At 66.5% G+C, this 13690-nt stretch carries 15 protein-coding genes; 12 read left to right on the top strand and 3 right to left on the bottom strand.

Translation table 11 applies throughout. The annotated features are described in order from the left end of the window. Position 1: 1 nt before the first annotated feature. The 12 genes from HOP51_RS10290 (at position 2) to HOP51_RS10235 (ending at position 10579) form a co-directional block, all read left to right on the top strand. Complete coding sequence (locus HOP51_RS10290) at positions 2 to 745, top strand: SDR family NAD(P)-dependent oxidoreductase (protein WP_234273824.1); 744 nt, start codon at positions 2 to 4, stop codon at positions 743 to 745. Further along, a complete protein-coding gene (locus HOP51_RS10285) occupies positions 742 to 1212 on the top strand; it encodes a MarR family winged helix-turn-helix transcriptional regulator (protein ID WP_234273823.1) in 471 nt (156 codons plus the stop codon). Before HOP51_RS10290 ends, HOP51_RS10285 begins: the two co-directional genes overlap by 4 nt. Further along, entirely contained in the window at positions 1209 to 2018 is an 810-nt protein-coding gene (locus HOP51_RS10280; protein ID WP_234273822.1) for an enoyl-CoA hydratase family protein, read from the top strand. The genes HOP51_RS10285 and HOP51_RS10280 overlap by 4 nt, the downstream gene beginning before the upstream one ends. After that, the gene (locus HOP51_RS10275; RefSeq protein WP_234273821.1) at positions 2018 to 3169 is read left to right on the top strand and encodes an acyl-CoA dehydrogenase family protein; all 1152 of its coding nucleotides are present in this window, start codon (positions 2018 to 2020) and stop codon (positions 3167 to 3169) included. Before HOP51_RS10280 ends, HOP51_RS10275 begins: the two co-directional genes overlap by 1 nt. Before the next feature lie 223 nt (positions 3170 to 3392). After that, positions 3393 to 5045 carry a benzoate-CoA ligase family protein gene (locus tag HOP51_RS10270; protein WP_234273820.1) on the top strand — a complete coding sequence of 551 codons (1653 nt, stop codon included), beginning with the start codon at positions 3393 to 3395 and terminating at the stop codon, positions 5043 to 5045. A 110-nt stretch (positions 5046 to 5155) separates the two neighbouring features. Beyond that, positions 5156 to 6298 (top strand): ABC transporter substrate-binding protein, encoded by a 1143-nt coding sequence (locus HOP51_RS10265; protein ID WP_234273819.1) that lies wholly within the window; start codon positions 5156 to 5158, stop codon positions 6296 to 6298. Positions 6299 to 6365: 67 nt separating this feature from the next. Then, on the top strand, positions 6366 to 7280 hold the full coding sequence (locus HOP51_RS10260; RefSeq protein WP_234273818.1) for a branched-chain amino acid ABC transporter permease: 915 nt from the start codon (positions 6366 to 6368) through the stop codon (positions 7278 to 7280). Next, positions 7273 to 8319 (top strand): branched-chain amino acid ABC transporter permease, encoded by a 1047-nt coding sequence (locus tag HOP51_RS10255; protein WP_234273817.1) that lies wholly within the window; start codon positions 7273 to 7275, stop codon positions 8317 to 8319. The genes HOP51_RS10260 and HOP51_RS10255 overlap by 8 nt, the downstream gene beginning before the upstream one ends. Further along, on the top strand, positions 8312 to 9055 hold the full coding sequence (locus HOP51_RS10250) for an ABC transporter ATP-binding protein (protein WP_234273816.1): 744 nt from the start codon (positions 8312 to 8314) through the stop codon (positions 9053 to 9055). Before HOP51_RS10255 ends, HOP51_RS10250 begins: the two co-directional genes overlap by 8 nt. A gap of 1 nt (position 9056) precedes the next feature. Further along, positions 9057 to 9737, top strand: coding sequence for an ABC transporter ATP-binding protein (locus HOP51_RS10245; protein ID WP_234273815.1), 681 nt, complete (start codon positions 9057 to 9059; stop codon positions 9735 to 9737). A gap of 10 nt (positions 9738 to 9747) precedes the next feature. After that, positions 9748 to 10161, top strand: a complete 414-nt coding sequence (locus tag HOP51_RS10240) for an acyl-CoA thioesterase (RefSeq protein WP_234273814.1) — start codon at positions 9748 to 9750, stop codon at positions 10159 to 10161. A gap of 4 nt (positions 10162 to 10165) precedes the next feature. Further along, a complete protein-coding gene (locus tag HOP51_RS10235) occupies positions 10166 to 10579 on the top strand; it encodes a RidA family protein (protein WP_234273813.1) in 414 nt (137 codons plus the stop codon). On the opposite strand, the gene HOP51_RS10230 is transcribed toward HOP51_RS10235, so the two are convergent. The 3 genes from HOP51_RS10230 to gshA are packed head-to-tail and all read right to left on the bottom strand — an operon-like array spanning position 10580 to position 13635. Then, positions 10580 to 11431, bottom strand: coding sequence for an alpha/beta hydrolase (locus tag HOP51_RS10230; RefSeq protein ID WP_234273812.1), 852 nt, complete (start codon positions 11429 to 11431; stop codon positions 10580 to 10582). It abuts the gene before it with no gap. Between the two features lie 36 nt (positions 11432 to 11467). Then, complete coding sequence (locus tag HOP51_RS10225; protein ID WP_234273811.1) at positions 11468 to 12019, bottom strand: disulfide bond formation protein B; 552 nt, start codon at positions 12017 to 12019, stop codon at positions 11468 to 11470. Further along, complete coding sequence (gene gshA / locus HOP51_RS10220) at positions 12016 to 13635, bottom strand: glutamate--cysteine ligase (RefSeq protein WP_234273810.1); 1620 nt, start codon at positions 13633 to 13635, stop codon at positions 12016 to 12018. The genes HOP51_RS10225 and gshA overlap by 4 nt, the downstream gene beginning before the upstream one ends. Between the last annotated feature and the right edge of the window lie 55 nt (positions 13636 to 13690).

Genomic DNA, 13690 nt, shown 5'->3' with positions numbered 1-13690 from the left:
CATGAATCAGTTGCATGGAAAGCGCGCGGTGATCACCGGCGGCGGCAGCGGCATCGGCGCCGACATGGCGCTGGCCTTCGCCGAGGCCGGCGCCGAGGTGGTCATCACCGGACGGCGCCGCGAGCCGCTGGAAGCCACTGCCGGCCGCCACCCGGCCATCGCCTTCGAGATTGCCGACGTGACCCGCGAGGCCGGCATGGTAGCCCTGTTCGAAGGCCTGGGCGAAGTCGATATCGTGATCGCCAACGCCGGGGCGGCGGAGAGCGCGCCGCTGGCCAGGACCGGGCTCGACCAGTGGCAGCGCATGCTCGACGTCAACCTGACCGGCACGTTCCTGACCCTGCGCGAGGGACTCAAGCGACTGCGCGACGGCGGGCGGCTGATCGCCGTCGCCTCCACCGCCGGGCTCAAGGGCTACCCCTACGTGGCGCCCTACTGTGCCGCCAAGCATGGAGTGGTGGGGCTGGTGCGCGCCCTGGCCCAGGAGGTGGCGGGGCGCGACATCACCGTCAATGCGCTGTGCCCCGGTTTCACCGAGACCCCGCTGCTGGAAGAGAGCATCGCCACCATCGTGGCCAAGACCGGCCAGAGCCCCGAACAGGCCCGTGCCCACCTGCAATCGACCAATCCCAGCGGCCGGCTCATACAGCCCGCCGAGGTCACTGCAACCGCGCTGTGGCTGTGCGGCCCACATAGCGGTGCCATCCACGGCCAGGCGATCTCCATCTCGGGAGGCGAGACATGACGGCGCCACAGTTGAAACCGGAAACCCTGAGCAAGGAGCGCCTGCGCCTGTGGCTGCGCATGCTGCGGGTCACGCGCCAGGTCGAGGCGGCGCTACGCGAGAAGCTGCGTCTGGAGTTCGACTCCACCCTGCCGCGCTTCGACGTCATGGCGGCGCTGTTCCGCGAACGCGAGGGGCTCAAGATGAACGAGCTCTCCAAGCGGCTGCGCGTCTCCAACGGCAACGTCACCGGCATCGTCGACCGCCTGGCCGAGGATGGCCTGGTCGAGCGCATCGCCATCGAGGGCGATCGTCGCGCCACCCGGGTGCGCCTCACCCCCGCCGGGTGCGACGCTTTCACCCTCATGGCGCAGGCTCACGAGGGTTGGGTCAACGAACTGCTGGATGGCGTCGATGCGGAGGACGCCCATCACATCGGCGAGCTGCTGCACGGCTTGCCGGCCGACACGGGAGCACGACCACGATGAAACTGGCCAACCTGACGCCCAGGCATTTCCTATGGCACATGGAGGGCGAGGTGGCGGTGATCCGCCTCGACCGCCCCGAGCGCAAGAACCCGCTCACCTTCGACAGTTATGCCGAGCTGCGCGACACCTTTCGCGACCTGGCCTACGCCGAGGATGTGAAAGCCGTGGTGTTTGCCGCCAACGGCGGCAACTTCTGCTCCGGCGGCGACGTCCACGAGATCATCGCCCCTCTGGTCGGGCGTGACATGAAGGGCCTGCTCGAATTCACCCGCATGACCGGTGACCTGGTCAAGGCGATGATCCACTGCGGCAAGCCGGTGATCAGCGCAGTGGACGGCGTCTGCGTCGGTGCCGGCGCGATCATCGCCATGGCCTCGGACATCCGCTTCGCCACGCCCCGTGCCAGCACCGCCTTCCTTTTCACCCGGGTGGGCCTGGCCGGCTGCGACATGGGCGCCTGCGCCATGCTACCGCGCATCATCGGCCAGGGCCGCGCCGCCGACCTTCTCTACAGCGGGCGCAGCATGAGCGCGGAAGAGGGCCATCAATGGGGCTTCTACAATCGTCTGGTACCGGAACCGGAGCTGGAAGCCGAAGCCATCGCCTACGCCACCCGCCTGGCCCAGGGGCCGACCTTCGCCCATGGCATCACCAAGACCCAACTCAACCAGGAGTGGTCGATGGGCCTGGAACAGGCCATCGAGGCCGAGGCCCAGGCTCAGGCGATCTGCATGCAGACCCGCGACTTCGAGCGTGCCTACCGCGCCTTCGCCGCCAAACAGAAGCCGGTCTTCGAGGGGGATTGATGAGCGACACCAGCTTTCTCGACTGGCCCTTTTTCGAGCCGCGCCATCGCGACCTGGCCAAGCGCCTGGAAGCGTGGTGCCAACGCGAGCTGCCCCGCGACCACGCCGACGTCGACGCCACCTGCATCCAACTGGTGCGCGACCTGGGCCGGGCGGGCTTCCTCGAGGGCACCGCGGGAGATGCCATCGACGTGCGCAGCCTGTGCCTGATCCGCGAGACCCTGGCCCGCCACGACGGCCTGGCCGACTTCGCCTTCGCCATGCAGGGCCTGGGCACCGGGGCGATCAGCCTGTTCGGCAGCGCTGGGCAGAAGCAATGGCTGGACAAGACCCGCCGCGGCGAGGCGCTGGCCGCCTTCGCCTTGACCGAGCCGCGCTCCGGCTCCGACGTGGCCCAGCTCGACACCGTGGCCGAACGCGACGGCGACGGCTATCGCATCAACGGCGAGAAGACCTGGATCTCCAACGGCGGCATCGCCGATCTCTACACCGTGTTTGCCCGCACCGGCGAAGGGCCCGGAGCCAAGGGACTCTCCTGCTTCCTGGTGCCGGCCGACACGCCAGGACTGACGATTCGTGAACGACTGGAGACGACCTCCCCGCACCCATTGGCACGGCTCGGCTTCGATGACATGCGCCTGCCGGCGAGCGCCATGATCGGCCAGCCCGGCCAAGGGTTTCGCATCGCCATGTCGGTACTCGACGTGTTTCGCTCCACGGTGGGTGCCGCCGCGCTGGGCTTCGCCCGCCGCGCGCTGGACGAGTCGCTCGAGCGTGCCAGGAATCGCGAGCTGTTCGGCGCCAGCCTGGCCGACCTGCAGATGGTGCAGGGGCATCTGGCGGAGATGGCGCTGGACGTGGATGCCGCCGCGTTGCTGGTCTATCGCGCCGCCTGGACCAAGGACATGGGCGCCGAACGGGTCACCCGCGAAGCGGCCATGGCCAAGCTCTATGCCACCGACCGCGCCCAGCAGGTGATCGACAAGGCGGTGCAACTGCACGGCGGCGACGGTGTGCGCAAGGGCCACATCGTCGAGAGCCTGTATCGCGAGATCCGCGCGCTGCGCATCTACGAAGGCGCCTCGGACGTGCAGAAGGTAGTGATCGCGCGCAGTTGCCTGGCACAACAGGAGACCGTCCGACACGAATAAAATGATCGGGGAAACGTTGAACAAATCGGCGAGCGAGATGAAGCGCAAGGCGCACGGAGCACAGGAACCGGAGCATATGGGGTATATGTGAGGATTCCGCGCACCGCGCAACGCAGCGATTCACTCGCGCAGGCATTTGTACAGCGTTTCCCAAGCGCCAGACCCGTATCCCCCTGTCGACGCTTCGGCGCCGAACAACAACAACGATGTACGGAGAATGGTCATGAACACACCGTCGGCCCATGCCGATACCTTCACGCGGGACCGCCTGCCGCCCGCCAACGAGTGGCCCGAGCTCTGGCTCGATGGCTTCGACTATCCCGAGCGACTCAACGCCGCGGTGGAACTCTGCGACCGTTGGGTCGAGCGCGGCCACGGCGAGCGCGTGGCCTTGGTAGGCAACGGGCGCCGACGAACCTATGGCGAACTGGCCGAATGGACCAACCGCCTGGCCCATGCGCTGGTCGACGACCTCGGCGTGCGCCCCGGCAACCGGGTGCTGATCCGCTCGGCCAACAACCCGGCCATGGTGGCCTGCTGGCTGGCTGCCACCAAGGCTGGCGCGGTGGTGGTCAATACCATGCCGATGCTGCGTGCCGGTGAGCTGGCCCAGATCGTCGATAAGGCCGAAATCGCCGTGGCCCTGTGCGATACCCGCCTGCTCGACGAACTCGAGGCCTGTGCCGCCGAAAGCGCCTTCCTGAAGCGAGTCGTGGGCTTCGACGGCACGGCCAACCACGATGCCGAACTCGACCGTCTGGCGCTCGACAAGCCCAGCCGTTTCGAGGCCGTGGCCACCGCCGCAGACGACGTCGCCCTGCTCGGCTTCACTTCCGGTACCACCGGCAAACCCAAGGCGACCATGCATTTCCATCGCGATCTGCTGATCATCGCCGACGGCTATGCCCGCGAAGTGCTACAGGTGAGGCCGGACGACGTCTTCGTCGGCTCGCCGCCACTGGCCTTCACCTTCGGCCTTGGCGGACTCGCCATCTTCCCCCTGCGCTTCGGCGCCAGCGCGGTGCTGCTGGAGAAGGCCACGCCACCCAGCATGATGGAGATCATCCGCGAGCATCGTGCCACCGTGGTATTTACCGCGCCCACCGCCTATCGCACCATGCTCGCCTCGCTCGAAAACGGCCAGGAACTCGATAGCCTGCGCGTGGCGGTATCCGCCGGCGAGACGCTGCCTGCCCCGATCTATCATGACTGGATCGCCAAGACGGGCAAGCCGATTCTCGACGGCATCGGGGCCACCGAGATGCTGCACATCTTCATCTCCAACCGCCTCGACGACCATCGCCCGGCCTGCACCGGCAAGCCGGTGACCGGCTACGAGGCGAAGATCGTCGATGCCGAGATGAACGAACTGCCCCGCGGTGAAGTGGGCCGCCTGGCAGTGCGCGGGCCAACAGGCTGCCGCTATCTCGACGACGTTCGTCAGCAAGGCTACGTGCGGGGAGGCTGGAACATCACCGGGGACGCCTTCGTTCAGGACGAGGCCGGCTATTTCCACTTTGCCGCACGCAACGACGATATGATCGTCTCGGCCGGCTACAACATTGCCGGCCCCGAAGTAGAGGCCGCCCTGCTCGCCCACGAAGCGGTGGCGGAGTGTGCCGTGATCGGCGCACCGAATGGAGAGCGTGGGCAGATCGTCGAAGCCTTCGTGGTACTGTCTCCTGGGGTCGAACCGGATTCGGGCTGTGTCGAGCGGCTGCAGGATTTCGTCAAGCAGCGTATCGCACCTTACAAGTACCCGCGCTCGATCCGCTTCGTCGAGGCACTGCCGAAGACCGCCACCGGCAAGGTGCAGCGTTTCCGGCTGCGCCAGGAGCACTATCCAAAAGGTATTGATCAGCCCGAAAGGTGTTGATCCGCCTGTCCGGGTGGCCTACCTGACGGCAGGGCTTGACGAGCAACAAGAGCACACGCGCTGGACACGGCGCCGAAACCACAACAAACGAGAACGAAGAGGGAAAAGCCATGAAGAAGCTAGCCAGCATTGGCCTTGGCCTGCTGATGACCACCGCCATGGCGGCGGCCCAGGCCCAGGAGGTCAAGATCGGCATGATCACCACCCTGTCGGGCGGTGGCTCGCACCTGGGCGTGGACGTACGCGACGGCTTCCTGCTGGCCATCGAGCGCTCCGGCCGCGACGACATCGAGGTGCTGGTGCAGGACGATGGCAACCGGCCGGACCTGGCGCGCAGCCTGTCCAACGAGTTCATGCAGCGCGACAACGTCGACATTCTCACCGGCATCATCTTCTCCAACCTGGCCATGGCGGTGGTACCGGCGGCGGTGCGCCAGGGCACCTTCTACGTCTCGCCCAATGCCGGGCCTTCCGACCTGGCCGGGCGCATGTGCCACGAGAACTACTTCAACGCTGCCTATCAGAACGACAACCTGCACGGCGCCATGGGCGCCTACATGCGTGAACAGGGCTACGAGCGACCGATCATCCTGGCGCCCAACTACCCTGCCGGCACCGATGCGCTGGCCGGCTTCAAGCACCTCTACGAAGGGGAAGTGGCCGACGAAATCTATACCCAGATGGGCCAGACCGACTACGCCGCCGAAATCGCCCAGATTCGCGCCAGCGACGCCGACAGCCTGTTCTTCTTCCTGCCCGGCGGCATGGGCATCTCGTTCATGAAGCAGTGGGAGAACTCAGGGGTCGACCTGCCGGTGTTCGGTGCCGCCTTCTCCTTCGACGAGATCATCATCAAGGCGGTGGGTAGCGCGGCCATCGGCGCCATGAACACCTCGCTGTGGGCCTACGATCTCGACAACGAGGCCAACCACGCCTTCGTCGAGGCCTTCCGCGACGCCTACGACCGTACCCCGACCCTTTACGCGGCCCAGGGCTACGACAGCGCCAACCTGATCCTGAGCGCTCTGGAGAAGGCCCACCCGGATGACAAGGACGCCTTCCGCGAGGCGCTGCGCGAAGCCGACTTCGACTCGGTACGTGGCAAGTTCCGCTTCGGCCCCAATCATCACCCGATCCAGGACATCTACGTCCGCGAGGTGATCGAGGGCGACGACGGCCAGCCGACCAACCGCCTGGCAGGCATCGCCGTGGAAGACATCCAGGACGTCTACCACGAGCAGTGCCAGATGTGAGCCTGCGCCGCCGGGCCGCCACCAGGCCCGGCGGAAACCTTCCAAGCACTGATCGTCCGACGAACTCATGACACTACTCATCGAACAGCTCATCAACGGCCTGCAGCTCGGCACCATGCTGTTTCTCATGGCCAGCGGCCTGACCCTGGTATTCGGGGTGATGGGGCTGATCAACCTGGCCCATGGCTCCTTCTACATGGTCGGCGCCTATGCCACGGCGCTGGTTACCGCCACCACCGGCTCTTTCTTCATTGGCCTGGTCGCCGGCCTGGCTGCCGCCGCCGCAGTCGGCGCGCTGGTAGAGCTGATCGTGATCCGCCGGCTCTACCATCGCCCCCACCTCGACCAGGTGCTGGCCACCTTCGCCTTGATCCTGATCTTCTCCGAGGGCACTCGCTGGCTGTTCGGCTCCTCGCCGCTATGGCTCAACCCTCCGGCACTGCTGTCAGGCTCGGTCACGCTGCCCGGCGGACTGCGCTATCCCATCTACCGCCTGATGCTCATCGCCGTGGGCGTGGCCGTGGCGGTCGGTATGTATTTCCTGATCACCCGCACGCGGCTCGGCATGCGCATCCGCGCCGGCGAGAGCGACCGTGAAATGATCGGCGCGCTGGGCGTCGACATCGCCCGCCTGTACACCCTGGTGTTCGCCATGGGCGCGGCGCTGGCCGGCCTCGCCGGGGCTCTGGTCGGCGCCCTGCAGTCGGTCCAGGTGGGCATGGGCGAGCCGGTGCTGATACTCGCCTTCGTGGTAATCGTGATCGGCGGTATCGGCTCGATCAAGGGCGCGCTGTACGGCGCCATCCTGGTCGGCGTGGTGGACACTCTGGGGCGGGTCTTCCTGCCGCTGTTCTTCCGCCAGTTCATGAGCCCCTCCGAGGCCGCCGGCGTCGGCTCGGCCATTGCCGCCATGCTGATCTACATCCTGATGGCCGTGATTCTCGCCTTCAAACCCAAGGGACTGTTTGCCGCCAATGAATAAGTCCGACACCCCGACCCTCGCTCCCCAGCCCGGCCTGCCGGCGCCTGCGGCCAGTTGGCATGACCGCAAGGGACTGGTGCAGATCGGCCTGCTCGCCGTGCTGCTGCTGGTCCCGCTGGCGGCCTATTTCCTGGGCCACGTCTACTACGTCAACCTGGCCTCGCGCATCACCCTGGTCGCCATGGCGGCGGTGGGCCTCAATCTGGCCATCGGCTACGGCGGCATGGTGAGCTTCGGGCACGCCGCCTACTTCGGCCTGGGCGGCTACGTGGCCGGCATCAGCGCCTATCACGCCTTCGACTTCACTCCGGTGATCGGCTGGCCGGTCGCCATCCCCGGCAGCGACAGCATGCTGGCGATCTGGCTCGCGGCGATCCTGCTGTGCGGCCTGCTGGCGCTGGTCATCGGTGCCATCTCGCTGCGCACCACCGGGGTCTACTTCATCATGATCACCCTGGCCTTCGCCCAGATGATCTACTATTTCGCCAACTCATGGCCCACCTACGGCGGCGAGGACGGTCTGCCGATCTACCTGCGCAATTCGTTGCCGGTAATCGATACCAACGATGCCCTGACCTTCTTCCTGATCTGCTTCGGCGGGCTCGTGCTGTCGCTCGCGCTCACCTCGCGCATCATGAAGTCGCGCTTCGGCGCCGCCCTGACCATGGCGCGGCTCAACGACACGCGCCTGGCCACCGCCGGCATCGCCCCCTACCCCATCCGCCTGGTCGCCTTCGTCATCTCGGCGATGATCACCGGGCTCGCCGGGGCGCTCTACGCCGATCTCAACGGTTTCGTCAGCCCCACCATGCTGAGCTGGCATATGTCCGGCGAGCTGATGGTGATCGTGATTCTCGGCGGCGTAGGGCGGCTCTACGGGCCGCTGGCCGGCGCCATCCTGTTCGTGATGATGGAGACCCTGTTGGGTGGACTGACCGAGTACTGGCAACTGTTCCTCGGCCTGGTACTGCTGTTCGTGGTGCTGTTCGCCAAGCATGGGGTGATGGGCTGGCTGGCCGGGAGGGAGCGCCATGAGTGACGCCGTGCTGAAGCTTGCCAACCTCAACAAGCGCTTCGGCGCCCTGCAGGCCACGCGCGACGTCTCGCTGGACCTGTACCCGGGCGAGATTCATGCGCTGATCGGCCCCAACGGCGCCGGCAAGTCGACCCTGATCGGCCAGATCGCCGGCAACCTGAAGCCCGACGCCGGCAGTATCGTGCTGGCCGGCCGCGACATCACCTCTCTCAGCGTGGCCCAGCGGGCCCGGCTGGGGCTGGGCCGCAGTTTCCAGGTCTCGTCGCTGGCCGAGCCGCTGACGGTGAAACGCAATGTGATGATCGCCGTGCAGGCACTGCAGGGGCACAGCTTCCGCTTCTGGAAGCCGGTGCACCGCGACGAGCGCCTGCTAGTGCCGGCCATGGAGGCGCTGGAGCGCATGGCGCTGACGCAGCGCGCCGACACGCCGGTGGCCGAACTCTCCCACGGCGAACGACGCCAGGTGGAGGTGGCCTGTGCCCTGGCACTCAAGCCGCGCGCACTGCTGCTCGATGAGCCCATGGCCGGGCTCGGCCCGGAAGGCTCGGCGCATCTCACCGAGCTGCTCGAAGCGCTCAAGCATGAGGTGCCGATCCTGTTGATCGAGCATGACATGGACGCCGTATTCCGCCTGGCCGATCGCATCTCGGTACTGGTGGCCGGCGGTGTGATCGCCCACGGCGACAGCGCGGCGATCCGCGCCAATCCGCAAGTCCGCGAAGCCTACCTGGGAGACTGAGATGCTCAACGTCACCGCCATCGAAACCTTCTACGGCCCCTCCCAGGCATTGTTCGGCGTCGACCTCAGTGTCCAAGCGGGCGAAATGGTGGCCCTGATGGGACGCAACGGTATGGGCAAGACCACCACCATCCGCTCCATCTTCGGCCTGACCCCGGCGAGTCGCGGCAGCATCACCTTCGAGTCCCACGATCTGCGCCGCCTGCCTTCGTACCGCATCGCCCAGGCCGGGCTCGGACTCGTCCCCGAGGGTCGCCGCTGCTTCCCCAACCTCACGGTACGCGAGAACCTGGTGGCCACTGCATGCCCCGGCCACTGGAGCCTCGAGCGCGTGGAGACGTTGCTCCCCCGCCTGGCCGAGCGGCGCAACCAGATGGCCAGCACCCTCTCCGGCGGCGAGCAGCAGATGCTCGCCATCGGTCGCGCGCTGATGACCAACCCGCGCTTGCTGGTGCTCGACGAGGCCACCGAGGGCCTCGCCCCGGTGATCCGCCAGGAGATCTGGGCCGCCATCCGCGAACTGAAGGCCCAGGGCCAGTCCACGCTGATCGTCGACAAGTCGCTGGCCGAGCTGCTGCCGGTGGCCGACCGCTGCACCATTCTGGAAAAGGGGCGCACGGTATGGACGGGCGAGCCCGATGCGCTCGACGACGCCCTGCGCGACCGTTATCTCGGTATTTAGAGGACCCGCCATGCCATTCACGACCCAGCGCAAAGTGCGCTTCCAGCACTGCGATCCGGCGGGGATCGTCTTCTACCCGCGCTACTACGAGATGCTCAACTCGGTGGTCGAGGATTATTTCGCGGGACGGGTCGGTCACGATTTCAACCGGCTCCACGTAGCAACCCGTACCGGCGTGCCCACGGCACATATCGAGACCGATTTCCACGCGCCCAGCCGGCTGGGTGAAACGCTCACCTTCGAGCTGACGCTACGCGACGTCGGCCGCACCAGCCTGACCTTGCGCACCACGGCCCACTGCAGCGGCGAGCCACGCCTGACCTGCGACTCGACCCTGGTCTATGTCGACCTGGAAAGCGGCCGCCCCCTGCCCTGGCCCGAGGCCATGCGCGCTCATTTCGCCAAGGACTGCCAACAAGGATAACCCGATGAATGACGCCATCTTGCACGAGCTTCTCCACCCCTCCCACTGGAAGACCGCCGTGGGCTACGCCAACGGCGTGCTCGCCTCCGGCCGCACGATCTTCGTCGGCGGCCAGATCGGCTGGAACGGCGCCCAGGTGTTCGAGAGCGACGACTTCGTCGCCCAGGTTCACCAGGCGCTGGCCAACATCTTAGAAGTACTCAACGAGGCCGGCGCCGGTCCTGAGCACGTAGTACGGCTGACCTGGTACGTCACCGACAAGCAGGAGTACCTGGCGCGACTCAAGGAGGTGGGCGCCGCCTATCGCGAAGTGATGGGCAAGCACTTTCCGGCGATGACCATGGTGCAGGTGGCCGACTTGATCGAGGATCGGGCGAAGGTGGAGATCGAGGCCACGGCGGTACTGCCGGACGCTTGATCAGTTGCTATGAAAGGCCGCGATACGCTGAACGAAGCGGCCGCCCAGCGCGTAGTGATCCAGGATCGAGAAGTGATCGTCGCCGGGCGTGAGTTCATGGCTGACCGCTACACCATGGGCCTCGAGGTGCTTGGCGTGAGCGCGCATCTGGCGGGCAAACTCGGTGGACTCCTCTTCGCCCGCCACCAGTTGCACCGCCGCGGGTACCCGGCAGGGCAGGAACAGCGGGCTGTAGTCGTTGACGTCGCGACCGGTGAGCCGCAGCTTGGGCTGCAGCCACGACCAGGGAAAAGGGCGCAGATCGTAGAGCCCGCTGATGCATAGCGCCCCCTCGATCATCTCGGCGGGCAGGCCGTACTCCCCCGCCCAGTCCGTGGCCAGCAGCATGGCAGCAAGATGACCGCCAGCGGAGTGGCCGGAGACGCTGAGCCGTGCCGGATCGACGCCTAGTGAGGCGCCGTTGCGGTACGACCATGCCACGGCGGCACGCGCCTGCCTCACCAGTTCGCCGAATGCCACCTTGGGGCACAGCGCGTAATTGACTACCGCCACGCTGATGCCCGCCGCCACCAGCCCCTCGGCGATGAAACCGAACTCACGGTGGCCCAGCGAGCGCCAGTAGCCCCCGTGGAAGAACAGGTGCAGCGGCGCCCCCCCGCCCTCGGCGTGGTAGACATCCATGCATTCGACGAGTGTCGGCCCATAGGCGACGTTCTGGGAGACACGCAAACGCTCCCGAACCGCCCCGCTGCGCGCCTGCCAGTCGGCTAGCAGCGCGGCCGGATCGCGACCGCGCATGGGGTCGTACTCACGGTCGATCGCTTCTTGGGTGGAGAAGTCGCGGTAGAGCATGCGTTTCCTTGTTGTTGTTTTGTCATTTCGCCCCGCTCACGCCGGGCGGTGGCTACCGTTCAGGCGCGAGCGGCGCTGGCGAAAGGCGCCCAGCAGGATGCCCAGCGGCGCCAAGGAAAGCACGACAAAGCCGATCAGGGTCCAGCCCGGCAACGAGATACCCAGCAGCAGGAAGTCGATCTCGGCGCACTCGCCGGAGCCGGATAGCACCATGCCCACCACGTCACGCATGGGCAGGATGTCCATCATGTAGTCAAGACCGGGACCGCAACTCGGCACCTGGTCCGGCGGCAACGACTGCAGCCACAAGTGACGCCAGGCCACACCGATGCCGCCCACCACCGCGGCTAGCGACAGCCCGCCGTAGAGCGCGGCCCCGACTCTCCCTCGGGGATTGTGGATGGCCGCGATGGCGAACACGGCCGCCGCGGCCAACACGGCGACCCGCTGGAAGATGCACAGCGGGCAGGGCTCGAGCCCGCCGATGTGCTCCAGGCCCAGGGCGACGGCCATCATCAGGGCGCAGAAGGCCAGTCCGGCCAGACTCCACTGGCGAACGGAGAGGCGTTGCAGTCTCGTTCCGCTCATCGGACGGCTCCCTGGCTGGCCATGGCGACCCGCGGCTCGCTGGCACTGGCAAAGTAGTGATCGAGGAACTCATCGAAGCGCTGGATATCGGCGGTCTCGATGTCGCGCTGCTGCTGATGCGAGGTCTCGACCATTTGCTCGAAGGTCGCCGCCCGCGCCGGATCGACGGCTTCCTGACGAAACCGCTCGGCATGCTCGCGCGCCATGGAGAGGATGGCCTCGAGGAACTCCTCGCCGGTCTCCTCGAGCCGCGCCAACAGCCGACCGGATGGCGTCAGCGATGGATCCTCGAGCCAGGGCTGGAAGGCCGCCACGGCGTCCGCATGGGGTGTCCCCTCCTCCAGGGAGTCGAGCAGATCGGCAACCTGGGCAATTTCGCCGAGGATTTCACCGCCCCAGTCGGCCACGGTGCGCTGCTGCCCGTCCTGAACCAGCCGGAGTTCGGGGTCGCGGCCGCGTTCGACGACCAGGCGTCGGTTGTCATCCAGCCGATCGCACTCTTCGTCGGGGATCCAGGGACTCTCGGAGAGCAGGCACCACATCATGAAGGCATCGATGAAGCGCAGGCGCGGCTCATCGATGCCCAGCGGCAGGAAGGGGTCGAGATCGAGACAGCGCACCTCGATGTACTCGACGCCGCGTGCCTCGAGCGCCTGGCTTGGTGTTTCGCTGTGCCGGGTGACTCGCTTGGGCCGGATATCGCTGTAGTACTCGTTCTCGATCTGCAGAATGTTGGCGTTGAGCTGCTGCCAGTCGCGGCCATCCGTAACCCCCAGCGCCTCGTAGGCGGGCCAGGGGGTGGAGATGGCATGGCGCAGGGTGCCCACATAGTTGGAGAGCGAGTTGAAACAGATCTTGAGCTGCGCCTGCACCTTGTTCTGATAGCCGAGGTCGGACATGCGCAGGCTGGTGGCGTAGGGCGACACCAAGGTATCGCGCCCGTGCGCATGCAGCTTGTCGGGAATGTTGCCCTCGGGCAGGAAGCTGCGGTCGAGCGCCGGCGAGGCGCCGAACAGGTAGAGCAGTAGCCAGCTGTGGCGACGGAAGTTACGGATCAGGCCGAAGTAGCGGCTCGAGCGATAGTCGTCGAGCGACATCTGTGTGGTACCGTCGCGCTCGCGCAGCACTTCCCACAGCTCGTCGGGCAGCGAGACGTTGTAGTGGATGCCGGCAATGGCCTGCATGATCCGGCCGTAGCGGACGTCCAGCCCCTTGCGGTAGACGTGCTTCATGGTACCGACGTTGGAGCTGCCGTAATCGGCGATGATCACACTGTCGTTGCCGTCGAGCCTGGCCGGCATGCTGGCCGGCCAGATCAGTTCCTCGCCGAGATGGCGATAGCTGAAGCGGTGCAGATCGGCGAGGAAGTCGAGGGCATCGCCGGGGCGGCAGTAGACCGGCGTGATGTATTCCAGCAGCGCCTCGGAGTAGTCGGTGGTGATGTGCGGGTGGGTCAGCTTGGAGCCCAGCGCATGGGGATGCGGCGTGGAGGCGATACGCCCCGCACGGTCGACGCGCAACCCTTCCTTCTCCAGGCCGCGGCGCAGGCGCCCGAAGCGCCCTCGGGCAGCCAGCCCGGCGAGATGTGAAATGGTGGCAGAGTATGAATCAGACAAGGCGTGGACCCCGTGTCTTGGAGGCCTTCATCAGGCCTTCCGGTCTAAATGTGCC

The organism is Billgrantia zhangzhouensis, assembly GCF_021404465.1.
In the GTDB taxonomy this organism is placed as follows: Bacteria; Pseudomonadota; Gammaproteobacteria; order Pseudomonadales; family Halomonadaceae; genus Halomonas; species Halomonas zhangzhouensis.
Note: the sequence above shows the minus strand (reverse complement) of the source record. Positions and strands in the feature narration are given on the sequence as shown.

Bases quoted from the DNA above. Each gene is read 5' to 3' on its own strand.
- HOP51_RS10290 (WP_234273824.1), top strand. From the start codon at position 2: ATGAATCAGTTGCATGGAAAGCGCGCGGTGATCACCGGCGGCGGCAGC.
- HOP51_RS10285 (WP_234273823.1), top strand. From the start codon at position 742: ATGACGGCGCCACAGTTGAAACCGGAAACCCTGAGCAAGGAGCGCCTG.
- HOP51_RS10280 (WP_234273822.1), top strand. From the start codon at position 1,209: ATGAAACTGGCCAACCTGACGCCCAGGCATTTCCTATGGCACATGGAG.
- HOP51_RS10275 (WP_234273821.1), top strand. From the start codon at position 2,018: ATGAGCGACACCAGCTTTCTCGACTGGCCCTTTTTCGAGCCGCGCCAT.
- HOP51_RS10270 (WP_234273820.1), top strand. From the start codon at position 3,393: ATGAACACACCGTCGGCCCATGCCGATACCTTCACGCGGGACCGCCTG.
- HOP51_RS10265 (WP_234273819.1), top strand. From the start codon at position 5,156: ATGAAGAAGCTAGCCAGCATTGGCCTTGGCCTGCTGATGACCACCGCC.
- HOP51_RS10260 (WP_234273818.1), top strand. From the start codon at position 6,366: ATGACACTACTCATCGAACAGCTCATCAACGGCCTGCAGCTCGGCACC.
- HOP51_RS10255 (WP_234273817.1), top strand. From the start codon at position 7,273: ATGAATAAGTCCGACACCCCGACCCTCGCTCCCCAGCCCGGCCTGCCG.
- HOP51_RS10250 (WP_234273816.1), top strand. From the start codon at position 8,312: ATGAGTGACGCCGTGCTGAAGCTTGCCAACCTCAACAAGCGCTTCGGC.
- HOP51_RS10245 (WP_234273815.1), top strand. From the start codon at position 9,057: ATGCTCAACGTCACCGCCATCGAAACCTTCTACGGCCCCTCCCAGGCA.
- HOP51_RS10240 (WP_234273814.1), top strand. From the start codon at position 9,748: ATGCCATTCACGACCCAGCGCAAAGTGCGCTTCCAGCACTGCGATCCG.
- HOP51_RS10235 (WP_234273813.1), top strand. From the start codon at position 10,166: ATGAATGACGCCATCTTGCACGAGCTTCTCCACCCCTCCCACTGGAAG.
- HOP51_RS10230 (WP_234273812.1), bottom strand. From the start codon at position 11,431: ATGCTCTACCGCGACTTCTCCACCCAAGAAGCGATCGACCGTGAGTAC.
- HOP51_RS10225 (WP_234273811.1), bottom strand. From the start codon at position 12,019: ATGAGCGGAACGAGACTGCAACGCCTCTCCGTTCGCCAGTGGAGTCTG.